Genomic DNA, 16,062 nt, shown 5'->3' with positions numbered 1-16,062 from the left:
GACTGAAATCAATGGATCAACTCTGCCATAACGTCAATGGGTTTTAGTTACTGGCGTTGACGGAACGCTCGAAAGTTTTTAACCGGAGATGGTAGTCCAGCGATGAGTATTGCGCACTCGCTGGCATTTAGCCTTTGAGGCGTTTTGCCAAAATAAGCTTTTGCGGCCGCTTTGAGTCCATAGATGCGCGGCCCAAACTCCACGATGTTGAAATACCAAGTCAGCTGTTGTTTTTTTGTCATAGTAAGATTGAGCAGCAGGGCTCCAATCACTTCTCTTGATTTGCGCAAATAACTTTTGTTGCGCGACAAAAATAGGTTTTTCACCACTTGCTGAGTAATCGTGCTGGCGCCGAAGCGAATTTTGCCACGCTTCTCGTTTTTTTTCATGGCCTTTTGAATGTTTTCAGGATCGATTCCATGATGCTCATAAAAGCTCATGTCTTCAGATGCCACCAAAGCTCTTTTACAACTGCCGGGAATTTCATTGGTAGAGACCCAGTCGCTAAAAAGAGGGCCGGCAATTCTCCAATAGCGCTCTTGGCCATCTGGTTCATAAGGTCGGTAGATGACAAAGCCAAGCTGCAACACGAATACCCAAGGTATAAACCAGGCCAAAAACAGTGTTAAAATTAGGAAGCGAAACATGATAATTGGTCAAGCCAGATCTTAATTTGCTGGCCGCCCTCCGTATCTCTCCATTTGCCTAATGATTCAAAAGCCAGCGCTGCTTGAACGCGCAGTTCTGCCTTGCAGGCGTCTACTGGCTCTGTGTGACCGTTGAGTGACAATAACCTAGGGTAAGAGCCTTCTAAATTTTTCAGATCTTCTTGAAGATCGCTTAAATCATCCACAAGTTGAAACACGGTTCCGATGTGATGTCCAGCTTGCTTAAAGGCCTGCGCCGCAAAGTTGTCGCCAGCATAAAGCGCCACAGAAGTTCCGCAAAAGGCAAACAGCGATCCAGTCTTACCGGTGGCCATCAAACGCCAATCGTCAATGGTATGCACTTTGCTGTTACGCATTTGCAGCTCTAAGATGGCGGCGCGTGTCATTTCGTCCACTACGCTAATGGCTTCCTGTGTGATGGCGGGTGAGTACGGCTTGAGCTCTCTAAGCGCCAATGACAACAAATGGTTGCCTGATAATACGGCCACTGAGTTGCTCCACTGCGCGTTCACTGTGGGTCTGCCCCGACGCATTTCACCCGCGTCGACGACATCGTCATGAAGTAGGCTTGCCGAGTGAATCAATTCGCTGGAAATAGCGAAGGGTATGATGTCTTGCGCAGGGATATTGAGCGCCGAACCAAAATACGCGGTTAATAATGGTCGCACTCTTTTCGCGCCGGAGGCTAGGCAAAGATGCCCGCCGGTTTGGCTGAGTAAAGTATTTGACCCAAAAGCAGATTGAAGCCTTACTTCAATGTGGCTTAAAAAATCGTCCATTAGGATTCTTTACGCTCTGATGCCAACTCCAACAAGAGTTTTTCTTGAGCCGAGATTTTTTCACCTATGACCGCTGAGCGCCTATAGCTGCCGTCTTCTTGCAGATCAAAGCTTGCTGAATTATCTAGCCAATAAAGGTCGATTGATTCGTGAATGACGCGCTTTTGCAGCTCTGCATTCTCAATGGGGAATGCCACCTCAATTCTTTGAGATAAGTTGCGGGTCATCAGATCAGCGCTGGATAAATATACTTCCGGATCCCCGTTGTTTTCGAAGTAATACACGCGGGCGTGCTCCAAAAATCGGCCTAGCACGGAGCGGATCTTAAGGTTAGCGGCTGGTTTTAACGAACACATGCCCCGGACAATGAGATCTACCTGAACCCCGGCCTGAGCTGCTTTTTCGAGCAGCTCCATCATTTCCAGGTCAGCCAAACCGTTCATTTTGGCTTTGATGTGCGCTGGGCGGCCGGCATTTTTATGAGCAATCTCCCGTTCGATTTTATCTTTAAATGCTTTGCGCAGGAGAAACGGTGCATCCAGGCATTTTTGCAGCTCACCCACTTTAGAGAGACCGGTAAGTTCCATGAAGATTTGATGGACATCGTCTCCGAATGCCGCATCGCAGGTTAAAAAGCTGTAATCGGTATACTGGCGTGTCGTCTTTGAGTGATAGTTGCCCGTTCCCAAATGTACGTAACGAGTAAGGCCCGTGGCCTCTCTGCGGACGATCAGCAGCATTTTTGCATGTGTTTTGTAACCTACAACGCCATAGACCACGTGAACGCCGGCTTGTTGCAGACGAGCTGCCAGCGAAATATTGGCCTCTTCATCGAATCTCGCTCTAAGCTCAATGACCACCATCACTTCTTTACCCAGACGAGCAGCGTCTAATAGGTAATCAACAATGACCGAGTCGGCCCCGGTTCGATAAAGGGTTTGCTTAATGACCAACACGTCTGGATCCTGCGAGGCCTGCTTTAACAGATCCGCAATGGCTGCAAAGGATTCAAAAGGATGGAGCATGAGCAGGTCGCTCTTTTGCAGACTCGCAAACGAAATGGTTTGATGATTTGGGGTTAGTGTCGGGTATTTAAGCGCGGGCCGGTCTACTAATTCTTCTAAGATAGAGAGCCTGCTTAAATTCACCGGACCGTTCACGCAGTAAACATCTTCAGGTGTTAGCAGGAAATGATGGCGCAAGAATTCGACCAGTCTTTCGGGGCAATCGGATTCGATTTCCAGGCGCACCGCGTCTCCATAACGTCTGGAGGGCAGCTCACCTTCAAGGCTGGTGAGCAGGTCTTCGACTTCTTCTTCGTCCACAAACAAGTTGCTGTTTCGAGTGACCCGAAATTGGTAACTTTGCGTAACTTGCATGTCTGGAAACAAGATGTGTACGTGCGCCCTGATAATGGCTGCCAACGAAATAAACTCGTACTCCATTTCAGTATAGGCGGCCGGCACCCGGATTAATCTGGGCAACGCTCTTGGGGCTGGCACAACGGCCATGCCGATTTCGCGGCCAAATGCATCTTTGCCCTCTAGGGCTACGATGAAATTGAGGCTCTTATTGGGAATCTTCGGAAATGGATGCGCAGGGTCAAGACCGATAGGGCTTAAGATTGGGAGTAACTCTTGGGTGAAGTACTCTGAAGTCCATTGCTCGTGCCGAGTGGTCCATTCGGATCTGCGATTTAACTGGATGCCTTCTTGCGTCAGCAAAGGCCTCAAAACGTTGTTAAGAATGTGGTACTGCTTTTCGACCAGTTGATGGGCTTCTCGACTAATCTGCGCCAGAAGCTCGTGATTGCCGAGGCCGGCGAGGGCTTTTTGTTTTAGGCTTGCAACCCTTATCTCAAAGAATTCGTCCAAATTGCTGCTTGAAATGCATAAAAATTTGAGCCGTTCTAATATTGGAATATTAATATCTTCAGCAAGCTCTAAAACTCTGGAGTGGAAACTAAGCTGACTGAGATCTCGATCCAGATACATCATTTGAATATAGCCCCAGTTGTCACATTTTTGTTCAGATTTAGGTTATTCTAATAACCATGGGGGAAAAGGCTGAACACGAAGGCTTTTTTTGGGGAAAAGGCGATAAAATAAAGCATTTCACGCTTAGCTCGATTTCAGGCAAGGGTGCGCTTATTGCCATAGGCGCGATTTTATTGGGCAGCGGAGCCGGCTATTTTGGTTGGCGCGCACTTTATCCGGCTAATCAACCTGTGATGATGGCGGTGAAGCCGATATTGCCCAAAGCCCAACCAGCCGCAGATGATGCTGCTCAAGCCAGAAAAGCGTTCGCTGAAGGAAAGCGCGAGGAAAGCGTCGCATTTTTTCAAAAGGCGACCGCGAAAAGTCCCGACGATATCAGTCTTTTGAATGATTTTGCCTACGTTTTGTGGCAATTAGGCAGACTGCCCGAAGCCGAAGACATCTATCAAAAGGTTTCCATAAAGGACCCGAATTGCGCTGTGTGCTTAAACAACTGGGCGATGATCAAAGTAAAGCAGGATCAGCTTCTTGAAGCGGAGCGCCTCTTTAACCGAGCGATCATCGCAGATGCAAGTTATACCGAGCCTTTATTCAATATTGCCGTTTTATATGAAGGCCACGGCGATTTAGCTAGAGCCAAGTTTTTTTACGAGGAATTCATTCAGAAAAAGCGTGAAAAGAAAGAAGGCAAAGATGAGATTGTTGCTCAAGTAAAAGCCAGGCTGGAGAAGCTCAATGAAGCACATTAACTTTGTTGAAGCGCGGCCAGGCATGAACCTGAAAGCTGGCAAGTTTGAACTGAATTATTTTCTCATGGTTCTCATCGCTTTGGGACTTGCGGCGCTGTTTGGCGCCATTGCTGTGATTCAAAACCGCCGAATTGCTGGTTACGAACAAACATTGCAAGCTGAGCAGCAACGCATGGCTAAAGCCACGGCCGTTATGGCGCCAGAAGCCGTGCAAATTATGGGCATCGAGTGGTCTAAACTGCTGAAGCGATATACCGAAACTTTCCCGCCTGACATATATTTAGACAGCATTGTGGGTTCTATAAAAGATGGCAAGAAGCTTGTGTTCCAAGTTATCGGGATGTCTCCGTCGGATGCCATCCGGGCGAAGCGCAGCCTTGCTCAAAATGGCATGTGTTTAAAAGCCAAACTTCTAAACGTTCATGAAGAAGAAAATGGCGTTCGTTTCGAATTGGAGTGCACTTTGTGATTAAATTGCCAGATATCATGACCCAGCTGCGGCAAAAGCCGGCAGGACGAGAAAAAATTCTTTTTGTGGGCATGTTGCTGGTTATTTCCGTACTTGTGGTGCGTTCTTGTATTTGGGACTCTCACCAGCGCATTTCAACACTGCAGAGTGAAATCGAATCGCTCAAAAAAGTGCCCCCAGTGCCGCCGAAAGCGGTGAAGAAAGCGCCAGAAAAAGGCGAAAAGAAGTGGGTCGGTACGGCCCGCGCCGTGGAAGATACCTTTGAGATCTTGATCACATCCGCCCACTTGCACAGCATTAAGCTGACAAACCACCAATTTTCTCAGCCGCGGCAAGAGGGCGGGTATATGAAGGAAGATGTGTCGTTAACGGTTTTAGGCAGCTATGGTGCATTGGAAAAATACATATCCTATCTTGAAAATATGCCCGCGCCTTTGGTGATAGATAGTCTCAGCATCAAACGATCTTCAGTCGATCGTGATATTCTCAGCATGGATTTAAGCGGGGGGTTATATGGCGCGAATTAGTTTAATGCTGCTTTTTATGGCGATTAGCGAGGCATCGATAGAAGCGCCAAAGCCATTGTCCAATCTCAACTTAGAAGGCTTTAAACAAACCCCCTCCGAAGATATTTGGGAACGAAACCCGTTCGCTCAGGAAGAAGATGACATCGATTTGAAAAAACCGAAACTGACGATGATCGTTTTAGGCAAGGACACCTCAGCGGCTTTGATTAGCGGACGCGGTGTTCGCGTGAAAGATAAAATTGGCAGTGCGCAAGTCGTATCGATTAAATCAGGCGAAGTTATCCTCAGGACGCTAGGTGGATTAACTCGCTTAAGACTAGAAGGTACCCAGACCAAAAGCCGTCAAAGTGGACTTTACAGCGTAGAGATTAAAGAAGCGCCTTTGGGCGATGCCATTAAATTGCTGGCCACCCTACAGAATAAGAACGTTGTTATGCCAAGTAAGCTGGAAGACATTATCACCGCCAGTTTCCCGCAGATAAGCTTAGCTGGAGCCATGCAAGCGCTTCTGGAATCCAGAGGCCTAACGGCTGACGATCGCAACACAGTGGTGCGCATTGTCACCCAAAAAGAACAGGAAGCGCTAGGTGGCGATCTACTGACGCGCGTCTTTCCGCTCAAATACGCCAAAGCCAAAGAAATTAAAGAGCAGGCCACTGCGCTCATCTCGGCACGTGGAACGGTGATGGTGGATGAGCGGACCAACAGTCTGACGATGAGAGACACGCCCAACTATATCAAGAACATGCAAACTTTCATTGAGAGCATCGATTACATCGATAAGCAGGTTCTTATTGAAGCCCGCGTGGTAGAAGCCTCTACCAAATTTGTTCAAAGCTTTGGCGTGCAGTGGGGAGTCAAAGTCGACACCACCAACTTTCGAATGGATGGCGTACCTGGAACCAATGGATCCGCCGGCCCTCAAAATACCACCGGCATAACTGGCGCCAGCGGTACGACGACCGGAGCAACCACTGATAACACCACTTCAACTGGATCCAGGTATATTAATACTACCAGAGCTGTGAATCCATTGGCAGCGCTCGCTATTGGAATTCCCTTTACTAACGCCGCGCTAGATTTCGAACTTTCGGCAGCAGAGAACGATAATAAGGTCACGATTCTTTCCCGGCCATCGATTATTACAATGAACAACCAACCCGCGACCATTCATAGCGGCAGCAAAGTATTTCTCCAGGTGCCTGCGGCCGTGGGCGTTGGCGCTGGGGGGCAATTAGGCGCAGTGGGAGGCCTTCAAAATATTAGCGCTGGCATCACCATGGTGGTAACACCGCAAATTACCATTGATGGCAAGATTAGGCTTTTAATCGATGTGACTTCTTCCCAGTTTGATGCTTCCAGCATTGGCTCAAGCCAAGTACAGGTTTTCGACAACAACGCCAAAACGCAAATCTTACTGGAAGACGGCCAGACCACGGTCTTGGGTGGCTTGTATCAGTCTTCAAATTCAAAATCGAAGGGTGGCATCCCCTTTTTAGCCAGGCTGCCCTTAATCGGCGCCCTGTTTAGAAACAGTACGAATGCCAAGGACAAGCGTGAGTTGCTGGTCTTTATCAAGCCAAAAATTGTCCAGTCCGCCCTTCAAGAATTGGATAGAACCGAAAGAGAGGCTGTTAACCCGATTCCTTAAAGTATAATCCAAAGAATTAGATTAACCAAAACGTACCCAGCCAGCCGAATGCTTGCTTGCCAGGGTGTGAGATCCACTTGGGGCACCGGCTCTTCGTCTCTTTTGCCAAAAAACATCTTAGAGTATGCGCGTATCAGTGCGATCCCGTTGATAACAAACACCAGGTTAAACAAGATTAAAAACCAAATGCCTCGCTGCAGGGCTTGATTGGTTAAAAGATCCTCTCCGATGAATGTTACCGAAAGGGGAAATCCTAACACGCCCAAATACCCAAGCAGAATGAGCGAGGCTGCGAAAGGAAATCTGCCAAAAGTAATTTTCTCGTGCTTTTTGACATATGCCAGTCCTTCGAAAGCCAAAAGCCAAGAAGCCAACACGCCCAAAATATAAGTCCAGCTCGGGAAAGGCCAAAATAAAAAAGCGATCACGAGCTCGCAAAAAACCACTTGGTTTAATGAGCCGTAATAATTCAGTAAAAATTGAAACGGTTTAACAAGTTTTAGCGTGATGGCCTCTAGATAGCCTTCGTTCAGCGCAAAGACATATAAAGTCTTGCTGACCGGATTTCTTCCCTGCCAGCTTTTGCCATTCAATGCATGATAGGTATGCAGATGATCCGCTTGAATTGAGGAGGAAATCAGCAACTGAAAGCTTCGTAGGCAGGCGTTGAAAACTAGATGTACCAAAGCTATTTTAGGAAAGCCTAAAGCAAGTTCGATCAGCATAAAGCCAACATGACTGATAGACGAGTAGCCGATCTGCCCCTTCATATTAGATTGCACCCGACTGGATAAACTGGCGATAAATGCTGTTACCAGCCCGACGCCGCCGACCACCCAGATAAACCCTGGTGTACCGTGCCAAATCGGATAAGTGCGCAACAGCAAAAACACCCCGGCATGAACAGACAAAGCGCCGTAAAAAATCGCACTTGAAGGCGTAGGCCCTTCCATTGCCCGAGGCAGCCAGTAGCTAAAAGGAAACTGAGCTGACTTGCCCAAAACCGGCAGCAAAATCACTAAGCAAAGTGCCCATTGCTCAATGAGCGGCACCGTTTGCCAGTGTTGGTGAAAGATCTGATGGTCATGCCAAATAACTGCGGCAATGAGCGCGCTTCCCAATAGTCCCAAATCGCAAAATCGATAAATGTAATACGCCCTGTCGGCATTTGAAACGGCTTGTGGCCGATGCCAATAAAAAGCGATCAGTAAATAAGATGAGACCCCGACAATCTCCCAGCCCGCAAACAGCAAAAGAAAATCGCCCGCGATGCAAATAATGGTCATGCCGGTCACGAACAGCAATAAGATAAGAAAGAATCGCCGGTAGCCATGCTCTAAATGCATGTATCGCTTCGAAAAATGCACAATCACATTCGATATGGCTGCTATGAGTGTCAAAAAGACAACGCCGTTCAAATCCAGATAGAGTCCAAAAAATCTGAGCGATTTGCCAGACGATAAGACCCAAAGCCCCAACAAAGATAGTGCTGCTAGAAAATATGCTGCAAATATGCCGGTGATGAATCTAGAAAAGGCGATTTCTTTTTGGATATTCATGGTTGCACGCACTCAATAAAGAGCCACTCGTTTTTGACCCATTGCAACACCATGGGATTATTATCGATCACTTTTTGAACTAACTCTCTGTCTTGCTCAATGACAATAAGCATTCGAATGGGTTCATGCATGTCTGTCATTTGCGTAGGAAGGCCAGTCCTTAAATCGTCGTCAATGCCGTTGTACACGCCTATCAAGGCACAGACATTATGAGACAGCTTGGTGCCTGCACCGTAAATATGCGGTTCCACCCTCGAAAAGTAATATTCGAGGTTGATGCCGCCGCACACCGGCACTACGGCATTTAAGATCGAATTCAGAATACTGCCATCTGGATCATTGTGTGGATCGTAGGAATTCAGAAAGGCTCGCCGGTTCAAAAACAGACCTTTGGTCAAAGCACGCCGCCCGATAATGCATAGAGCATTATTGGCATGATTTAGTTCGGGCCTTGGCTCAAGCAAAGCCTCGGAGCGATGCCTAGCTTCTTTTAGGGCATCAGGCGCTGAGATATTAGGATTGGTAAGCCCAAAACGTTTGCAGCGCTCTTTGGCATTTAAAGCGCGTGCTTCGTCCAGACTGCGAACGAATGATGGTCTAAGGGTGCCGCTGCCTAGAAATGTAACTTCATCGCTGCAGGTGTCGTGAAACGCTGGAATGAAGTTCGTTCCGTCGGGGATTGCAATCCCTTTTTGTTTGACCTGCTCTCGCACTTCATAACTGTTGGCCATCTGGCAAAAAGCTCGGGCATTAGGAGCACCTGGATTTCCTGAACATGCACCGCAGTTATAGGCGGAAAAGTAAGGGTTGTTAACACTGCTTGAGCCGTGCGCTACAATCAGCACTTGTGAGGCAAAGTGCTTTAGCCCCATGCTGTTTAACACAGCGAATACCCGCGCTGCCATATCCTCTGTGCTAAAGCAGCTTAAATCCAGCTCTGACGGCACATCGATTAAAGTCTTGCGGGTCAGCAAATATCCCAGTGAATGCCTGAGGCGTTCGGAGAAAACAGCCCCTTTTTCGCGCTTATGTCTTTGTTTTTCAAAATCCTGGTGATGACTGTCGTGCGGATTTTCAAAAACTGTGTACTGAGGCGTCATCGGCGCAGGGCAGAGCTTTTTGGGCTTGCTGTCATTGAGAGACTGGAAAAACATGTCGATGCCAAAAAAGCCAGCTGTCGCAAATGTTTCCAGCCGCGGTTCTATGGCTTCCCAATGCCTTCGAAGGGAGCATTCTCTGTCGTCGATGCAAAAAACCGCCTGGAGCTCTGGAGCGACCTGTGCTGTTAGGCCTTTGTTTTGATTAATCATCCTGAGAATACGGTCGTAATAGCGGCGCTCACTCTCTTTTTGATTCGCCGGGATGCTGGAGGCTGGATGTGTGGTTTTTTGTTTAGGCTCAAAGCCGTATTCAGATTGCAGGGCTAGTTTGAATGCTAAGAAATCGACTAGTTTGATAGGCCTTGGCTTAAACAGACTTTCTGGGTGGTGCTCCAAATAATTAACCATGCCCGACCAGCCTGGATGCTCCAGAAGCGTTTCTTCCACATAGTTGTCCGGCAAATTGTGTTGGGCGAGAATTTTTTGGATGACCTGCTCAGGCGGAAGCTCAAGTAGTGCGTTAAATCGTCTGCGCTTAATATAGCTTGCGATGGGCAGCCATGATTCTAGGCTCAACGATGCCATTGAAGCCAAAAAGCCTTCAATTCGATCGGGAAATTCCCAAGTACTGACGCCTTGGTCGAGATAGTTGGCCGTTAGGCGAAATAAGGTTGAGTTGACAGGATGATGCGTTGGTTCACGATAAAATTTCGATGCCTCGAACACCGCCTTTTCGAACGGTAAGTGCATGAAAGCGTGCAGCGTATTATGATGAATAAATCCTTGAATGGGGCCTTGAGCAGGAAGCTTTTTCCTCAAAGGTCCTAATAGTTCATCTAGATTCACTGCGCACTCGTTTCGCATGGGGAATCAGGTTTAGCAGATAAGTTAAGACTACGCCTGCAAAAACGCCTACCAGCAAGTCGACGCGCAATGTGACAAAAAGCGTGATTAAAAATGGCAGGAGATGATTAATGCCTTGATTGAACATGTGCACAAACATTTTTGGCGATGCCAGCCTAATCCCGGTAATTATTAACAAAGCAGCCAAAGCCGACAAAGGAATCTCGTGAATTATTGGTACGAGCAGCGTCACTGCCAATAACAGAAATAGACCATGATAAAAATTAGACCAGCGGCTCTTAGCGCCCGAATCGATATTGGCTTTACTCCTAACAACCTCGGAAATCATCGGCAGCCCGCCAATAAAGCTAGCGATTAAATTGCCAACCCCCACTGAAAACAGGTCTTTGTCTAGATTGGATTTGTGTTTCGATGGGTTCATGGTGTCGATAGCCATCACGGTCAATATGGATTCTAGACTTCCGATTAGCGCTAGCATTATAACGTATTTCCAGGCAACCAAAGTTGAGAGCGCGCTAAAGTCCGGAAAGGCAAGCGAGGTCCAAATCTGATTTGGCAAAGTGACCAAGAATTTCGGCCCCACTTCGAAGCTCTGGCCCTCGAACCAATAGACGTGATCTAAGTCTAAATGCCAATAGATCGCCAGAGGCAAGACAAATACCAGCGACATAAGCGATGCGGGCACTTTTTCGGTCATCTTTTTAGGAAGCAGCGGATAGGCAATCACAATGGCTAGTGTTAAAAGACCCAGTGCCAGGATTTCGGGGTTAGCGTTCATGATGCTGTGAGGAATTTCAGCGATAAGCTGAAGTGGCTTTTTGCTGGAAGGTAAAACCCCAAGCAAAACGTGAATTTGTTTCGCGATGATAATAACGCCAATGGCCGCGAGCATCCCGTGGATGACTGCCAAAGGCATCAACTTGCCAATTTTCGAAGCTTTCAGCCCGGAAAAGATTATTTGCAAAATCGCTGCAGCGACCCCAACCGCTAGGCATTTCTCGTATCCAAGCTCGGAGACCGCGTCGACCATAACAACGATAAGACCAGCCGCAGGACCTTTGATGCTTAAAGGCGAGCTGCCGAGAAAAGTCGGAATTAGCCCTCCAATGATAGCGGTGAGTAAACCAGCGATTGGCGGAAAGCCGCTCGCGATCGCAATTCCTAAACACAAGGGCAGCGCGATTAAGAAAACCAAGAGCCCGGATCGAATATCGGCCATAGATACCTCCACATATCTCTTTAGGCCCACAACCTGCTTTAGTATTCCACGCTTTGACCGATGTAAAAAAAACCGGCGGAAATTCCCGCCGGGGTGCCTATTTTTTGGGCTTGGGTGCCTTTGCACCCTTCTTCCGTGCTTCAGATAGGCGGATTGCAATTGCTTGCTTTCCAGAGGTGACTTTCTTAGCGCTCCCACCAGTTTTTAAAGTGCCTTGATGCATTTTATGCATAGCACTTTCAACTGAGTCTTGAGCGGATTTTCCGTACTTTTTGATCTCTACCTCCTCTAATTACATAGTACAGATGTGCCCAGAAATTGCAAAATTTAGGGCTAATTTCCACCACCGACGAATGACTGATTTGCACCTCGACGTTATGTGAAATTGTCCATCGCCTATGATAAACTTACAATCGCTTCGTTTGGATTTAGGTTTTAGGTCGCTGTTGCCGCAGTGGCGGCTTTTAGCTGGCCCTAAACACTGGCGAGAAGATATTTTTGCGGGTATCACATTGGCGTTGGTTGCGGTTCCTCTGTCTTTAGCTATTGCCTTAGCTTCAGGGGTTGAGCCTGCCGTTGGTATTATCACTGCGATTATTGCCGGGATTGTATGTGCGTTATTTGGCGGCAACCCAATTTCAGTAAGCGGGCCTGCGGCAGCCATGGCAGTGATTGTTGCTTTAGCCGTTGAGCAATATGGGTTAGCAGGCTTGCTCATTATTGGGCTTATTTGTGGGCTTTTGCAAATTTTGACGGGCGTGTTTGGTTTTGGGCGCTTTGTAAGGTTAATGCCTATTCCTGTCATCGAGGGTTTTACTGCGGGGATTGGGGCGATTATTTTAATTGCGCAACTCCCCAGAGCGCTTGGTCTTCCGCCCCCGAGCGAGTCGCATGTTATTGATGTTATTACTCATATCGGAAACTTGATAAGCGAAAGTCAGGCAGAAAGTGTGATTATCGCTGCCAGCGTTATCTTCTTGCTTTGGGCCACGCCTAGGATTTCCTCTAAACTTCCTGGACCTCTCATTGGAATCGCCCTGCCAAGTCTTGCGGCTTACTATTTTGGGAGTGCTGGGCTTGCCAGGATAGGAGAGATTCCGAGAGCATTTCCCATACCTAAGTTTCCTGTTTTGCCGGAAGGGATTGATTTGCTTCAGCTTTTAGGGACCGCTTTATTGGTCTACGCATTGGCTTCACTGGAAACACTCTTGTCTTCCACGGCGGTCGATAAGTTAGTCAAAGGCGCGCGCAGTGATTTAGATCAGGAGTTGATTGGTCAGGGCCTAGGAAACTTGGCTGTGGCTATGTTTGGTGGCATTCCGGTAACTGGGGTTATCGTGCGTTCGGCAACAAACGTTATTGCTGGGGCGAAGACTAGACGCTCTTCCATTATTCATTCACTCCTATTAATCGGCACTGTCCTTCTTTTTGCGCCGTTGATTGGCCAGATCCCAATCGCCGCCTTAGCTGGCCTGCTGCTCTTTATTGCAGCAAGGATGGTTAATCCCGAAAAGCTGATTAATCTATATCATGTGTCTCGCAGCGATGCCTTGGTTTACGCCATCACCTTGAGTGTGATTGTATTTGTTGATTTGCTTGAGGGCGTGCAGTGGGGGCTCGTTGGCGCTCTGGCTATTTTGGCATTTCAGATTGGTCGAACCAATATCAAAATCTATGGGTCGGGTACGGGCGGCGAAGGGCCTTACCGTTTCGAATTACAGGGTCCAATTACTTTTTTATCGTCCCTCAAAATAGACGAGTTGAAAAGCAAAATCGGAGGGTTGGACCCGTCCAGAGGTGTTGCAATTGATATGCAGGGCGTCACTGAAATCGACGGCTCTGGCGCGGAAATGCTGTTCGAGGTCGTAGAGGATTTGCGTGGCCGAAATATTAAGTTGGCTATCTCAGGGCTGCCAGAAAAAGAGCGAAAATTTTTGGTCATGGCCGATGCCAATCATAAGTTAGACCATATGATTGCATCGACGGAACAGGAGCTGCTGGAAATCCTAGGGGGACGCGTCCCGAGCGATCCAGCCGAACGCCTGGACAAGGGCTTGCAAAGATTTTTGCAGGAAGAAAGACATCGCTACCAAAAGTTGTTTGGCAAATTGGCTCAAGGGCAATCTCCGCACACCTTGTTTATCACCTGCTCTGATAGCCGCATTCAGCCTAATCTCATGACCTCAACGGATCCTGGCGAACTATTTATTGTTCGCAATGTGGGTAATATGATCCCGAGGGTCCAGCCAGGCTCTGTGTTTGCAGAAGCTGCAGCGGTTGATTTTGCTGTCGGCATTTTGGGCGTCAAAGAAATTGTTGTATGCGGACATTCAAGCTGCGGTGCGATGATGGCCTTGCATGGAAACAAAGAAGTACCGGCGAATTTGAAGAATCTTGAGGCCTGGCGCAAAGAAACCATGGAGAACGAATCGTATCACCCGATTCCGAGCGAGATTGGGCTCGACGAAGTTGCCCGAATTAATGCTCTTTATCAGCTGGATAATTTACGTTCTTACTCAATCGTCAGAGATCTAGAAGCATCGGGAGATTTACAGCTCCACGCTTGGTTTTTCGAAATCAAAAATGGCGAAATTGAGATTTGGTCCCCGGAACATAAACGCTATATTAAGCAGTCGAGTCTCACGAATCAGCAAATGCACCACTCGCCAATGATGGTCTTATAAGATCCAAGATTTTATGTGCCAAAGTCAGCTTATCCTGTCTTTCAAACCTGGCGACGACACCACTTTGGTCTGCCACGATCATTTGGTTGTCATCGTCCCCGAATGGAAAGTGGGAAGCGCTGATTTGGTTGCCGCAGATGAGGTCGCAGCATTTCTTTATGCATTTTTGTACGGCATTTGCTTCAAGATCCTCTGTTTCTGCTGCAAAGCCAACCAAGAATGGTTTTGATTTTTGAGAGCCCAAGGTTTTCAATATGTCTGGATTTACCGTTAGGTTCAGCGCGTAGCTGTCCGATTTTTTGATTTTCTCATTGTGCCTGTTGGCCGGTTTAAAGTCGGCAACGGCAGCGCATAAGATGGCTAAGTTCGATTTAGGTGAGAGCTCTAAGCAAAAGGACATCATATCCAGCGCACTTTTGACGGGAAAAAGTTTCAGCCCTTGTATTTTGGGGATTGAAACTTGCAGCGGCCCGTGCACCAAGCTCACTTGCGCGCCGCGTTGCACCAGAGCTTTTGCCAAGGAAACGCCCATTTTACCTGATGAATAGTTGCTAATATAACGAACAGGATCAAGCTCTTCGATGGTTGGCCCTGCGGTAAGCAGAACCGATACATCTTGAAAATCTTTCGGTGAGAGACTGGCTTCGGTGGCTTCGATAATAACTTCAAGGTCGGCGAGACGGCCAACGCCGGTCCGTCCGGAAGCCAAGGGACCTTCTTCTGGCTCAATTACCCGAACGCCGCGTTTTTTTAAAAGTGCGATGTTGTCTTGTGTGGCTGGATGCTGCCACATATGCGCTTCCATGGCAGGGGCTAGCAATACAGGTCCGGTGAAGGACAGGTAGGTCTGCAAGAGCGTGTTGTCAGCAATGCCGTGGGCCATCTTTGCAATCATGTTGGCGGTTGCCGGAGCAATTAGTAGAGCATCGCCTTCATAAGCAGATTCGATATGCTCAATGCCGCCGCTAGGCTTTTGGCCTGTCAAAGTTTGGATGGAAAGCTGCGTTATGAACTCCAAGGCACCTTGGGTTGCCATGGCAAACACACTGGCGCCACGTTGGCGAAGTAAACGGATTAGCTCCAAACTGCGGTAGGCCGCGATGCTGCCGCTAATGCCCAAGATGATTTTTTTATTAGATAGCACTGCGCTACGGCTAGAACAAAAATGCGTCGGCGTCTATTGCAGGCCGTCTTTCTTATTGTAGTCTAGAGCGCATGACAACCTTGATTTTGCCCCGGTCGCAATTGCTTACTATTGGCGTCGGCGTTGCTCTTTTAAGCGTGAGCGCTCATATCCAAATTCCCTGGCAGCCAGTCCCTGTCACACTTCAGACATTGGCCGTGATGGTCATCGGGCTTTATTTTTCGCCTAAAGAGGCGCTTTGGTCAGTCAGCACGTACGTGGCATTAGGTTTGGCTGGTTTGCCGGTTTTAGCTGGACCTTTTGCGCTAACGCATTTGGGTTATTTGATCGGCTTTATTGCGGCTGTATGGGCGATGGGGCTGTGGCGTGAGCGCTTTCGTGGAAATGATTTTTTGTCTATTGGTGTTGCCACTTTGCTGGGTACAATCTGCGTGTTTGGTTTGGGTGTGGGATTTTTGGCTGTGATCATCGGGCCTGAAGATGCGGTGCTTTTGGGACTTTTCCCTTTTATAATCCCAGGGTTGATTAAATGCGTATTGCTGATTTTGGTTTGTGGATTTTTGCAGCGCGGTTCCGTAATTAATAAATAAACAGCAGAGCCTGGCAGGCCTTGTCCCTCATCCCCTCCTCTTATTGACATTCCTGCCAGCGC

At 47.9% G+C, this 16,062-nt stretch carries 14 protein-coding genes; 6 read left to right on the top strand and 8 right to left on the bottom strand.

Translation table 11 applies throughout. The features are described from left to right. Positions 1–47: 47 nt before the first annotated feature. Genes V4534_06165 through ppk1 form a run of 3 tightly spaced genes read right to left on the bottom strand, consistent with a single transcriptional unit; the run spans position 48 to position 3,444 of the window. Positions 48–647, bottom strand: coding sequence for a biosynthetic peptidoglycan transglycosylase (locus V4534_06165; protein ID MES2504448.1), 600 nt, complete (start codon positions 645–647; stop codon positions 48–50). Then, positions 632–1,447 (bottom strand): polyprenyl synthetase family protein, encoded by an 816-nt coding sequence (locus V4534_06160; GenBank protein MES2504447.1) that lies wholly within the window; start codon positions 1,445–1,447, stop codon positions 632–634. The genes V4534_06165 and V4534_06160 overlap by 16 nt, the downstream gene beginning before the upstream one ends. Next, entirely contained in the window at positions 1,447–3,444 is a 1,998-nt protein-coding gene (gene ppk1, locus V4534_06155) for a polyphosphate kinase 1 (protein ID MES2504446.1), read from the bottom strand. Before ppk1 ends, V4534_06160 begins: the two co-directional genes overlap by 1 nt. Before the next feature lie 56 nt (positions 3,445–3,500). On the opposite strand from ppk1, the gene V4534_06150 reads away from it, so the two are divergent. From V4534_06150 to V4534_06135, 4 genes are read left to right on the top strand one after another with little or no spacing between them, the layout of a single operon-like run. Then, positions 3,501–4,193, top strand: a complete 693-nt coding sequence (locus V4534_06150; GenBank protein MES2504445.1) for a tetratricopeptide repeat protein — start codon at positions 3,501–3,503, stop codon at positions 4,191–4,193. Continuing rightward, a complete protein-coding gene (locus tag V4534_06145; protein ID MES2504444.1) occupies positions 4,180–4,662 on the top strand; it encodes a hypothetical protein in 483 nt (160 codons plus the stop codon). The genes V4534_06150 and V4534_06145 overlap by 14 nt, the downstream gene beginning before the upstream one ends. Next, positions 4,659–5,189, top strand: a complete 531-nt coding sequence (locus V4534_06140) for a hypothetical protein (protein ID MES2504443.1) — start codon at positions 4,659–4,661, stop codon at positions 5,187–5,189. The genes V4534_06145 and V4534_06140 overlap by 4 nt, the downstream gene beginning before the upstream one ends. Further along, on the top strand, positions 5,176–6,840 hold the full coding sequence (locus V4534_06135; GenBank protein ID MES2504442.1) for a secretin N-terminal domain-containing protein: 1,665 nt from the start codon (positions 5,176–5,178) through the stop codon (positions 6,838–6,840). Before V4534_06140 ends, V4534_06135 begins: the two co-directional genes overlap by 14 nt. Here V4534_06135 and V4534_06130 read toward each other — a convergent pair. The 4 genes from V4534_06130 to V4534_06115 all read right to left on the bottom strand — a co-directional run bounded on the left by V4534_06130 (position 6,837) and on the right by V4534_06115 (position 11,859). Beyond that, positions 6,837–8,399 (bottom strand): proton-conducting transporter membrane subunit, encoded by a 1,563-nt coding sequence (locus V4534_06130; protein MES2504441.1) that lies wholly within the window; start codon positions 8,397–8,399, stop codon positions 6,837–6,839. The two genes, V4534_06135 and V4534_06130, sit on opposite strands and share 4 nt — an antisense overlap. Beyond that, positions 8,396–10,345 (bottom strand): putative inorganic carbon transporter subunit DabA, encoded by a 1,950-nt coding sequence (locus tag V4534_06125; protein ID MES2504440.1) that lies wholly within the window; start codon positions 10,343–10,345, stop codon positions 8,396–8,398. The genes V4534_06130 and V4534_06125 overlap by 4 nt, the downstream gene beginning before the upstream one ends. After that, the gene (locus tag V4534_06120; GenBank protein ID MES2504439.1) at positions 10,332–11,582 is read right to left on the bottom strand and encodes a SulP family inorganic anion transporter; all 1,251 of its coding nucleotides are present in this window, start codon (positions 11,580–11,582) and stop codon (positions 10,332–10,334) included. The genes V4534_06125 and V4534_06120 overlap by 14 nt, the downstream gene beginning before the upstream one ends. Positions 11,583–11,679: 97 nt before the next feature. Beyond that, positions 11,680–11,859, bottom strand: a complete 180-nt coding sequence (locus tag V4534_06115; GenBank protein ID MES2504438.1) for a DUF6496 domain-containing protein — start codon at positions 11,857–11,859, stop codon at positions 11,680–11,682. 121 nt (positions 11,860–11,980) lie between these two features. Here V4534_06115 and V4534_06110 point away from each other — a divergent pair, with 121 nt between their 5' ends. After that, entirely contained in the window at positions 11,981–14,266 is a 2,286-nt protein-coding gene (locus tag V4534_06110; protein ID MES2504437.1) for a bifunctional SulP family inorganic anion transporter/carbonic anhydrase, read from the top strand. On the opposite strand, the gene coaBC is transcribed toward V4534_06110, so the two are convergent. After that, entirely contained in the window at positions 14,223–15,410 is a 1,188-nt protein-coding gene (coaBC, locus tag V4534_06105) for a bifunctional phosphopantothenoylcysteine decarboxylase/phosphopantothenate--cysteine ligase CoaBC (GenBank protein MES2504436.1), read from the bottom strand. The genes V4534_06110 and coaBC overlap by 44 nt on opposite strands. Before the next feature lie 71 nt (positions 15,411–15,481). Here coaBC and V4534_06100 point away from each other — a divergent pair, with 71 nt between their 5' ends. Next, positions 15,482–16,000 (top strand): biotin transporter BioY, encoded by a 519-nt coding sequence (locus V4534_06100; protein MES2504435.1) that lies wholly within the window; start codon positions 15,482–15,484, stop codon positions 15,998–16,000. Positions 16,001–16,062 lie beyond the last annotated feature (62 nt).

This window comes from Myxococcota bacterium, assembly GCA_040387835.1.
Classification (GTDB): domain Bacteria; phylum Myxococcota; class UBA727; order UBA727; family JABDBI01; genus JAZKCZ01.
The sequence above is the reverse complement of the archived record's forward strand: the minus strand, read 5'-3'. Positions and strand labels throughout refer to the sequence as shown.

Bases quoted from the DNA above. Each gene is read 5' to 3' on its own strand.
- V4534_06110 (MES2504437.1), top strand. From the start codon at position 11,981: ATGATAAACTTACAATCGCTTCGTTTGGATTTAGGTTTTAGGTCGCTG.
- V4534_06130 (MES2504441.1), bottom strand. From the start codon at position 8,399: ATGAATATCCAAAAAGAAATCGCCTTTTCTAGATTCATCACCGGCATA.
- V4534_06165 (MES2504448.1), bottom strand. From the start codon at position 647: ATGTTTCGCTTCCTAATTTTAACACTGTTTTTGGCCTGGTTTATACCT.
- V4534_06120 (MES2504439.1), bottom strand. From the start codon at position 11,582: ATGGCCGATATTCGATCCGGGCTCTTGGTTTTCTTAATCGCGCTGCCC.
- V4534_06160 (MES2504447.1), bottom strand. From the start codon at position 1,447: ATGGACGATTTTTTAAGCCACATTGAAGTAAGGCTTCAATCTGCTTTT.
- V4534_06145 (MES2504444.1), top strand. From the start codon at position 4,180: ATGAAGCACATTAACTTTGTTGAAGCGCGGCCAGGCATGAACCTGAAA.
- ppk1 (MES2504446.1), bottom strand. From the start codon at position 3,444: ATGATGTATCTGGATCGAGATCTCAGTCAGCTTAGTTTCCACTCCAGA.
- V4534_06100 (MES2504435.1), top strand. From the start codon at position 15,482: ATGACAACCTTGATTTTGCCCCGGTCGCAATTGCTTACTATTGGCGTC.
- V4534_06150 (MES2504445.1), top strand. From the start codon at position 3,501: ATGGGGGAAAAGGCTGAACACGAAGGCTTTTTTTGGGGAAAAGGCGAT.
- V4534_06135 (MES2504442.1), top strand. From the start codon at position 5,176: ATGGCGCGAATTAGTTTAATGCTGCTTTTTATGGCGATTAGCGAGGCA.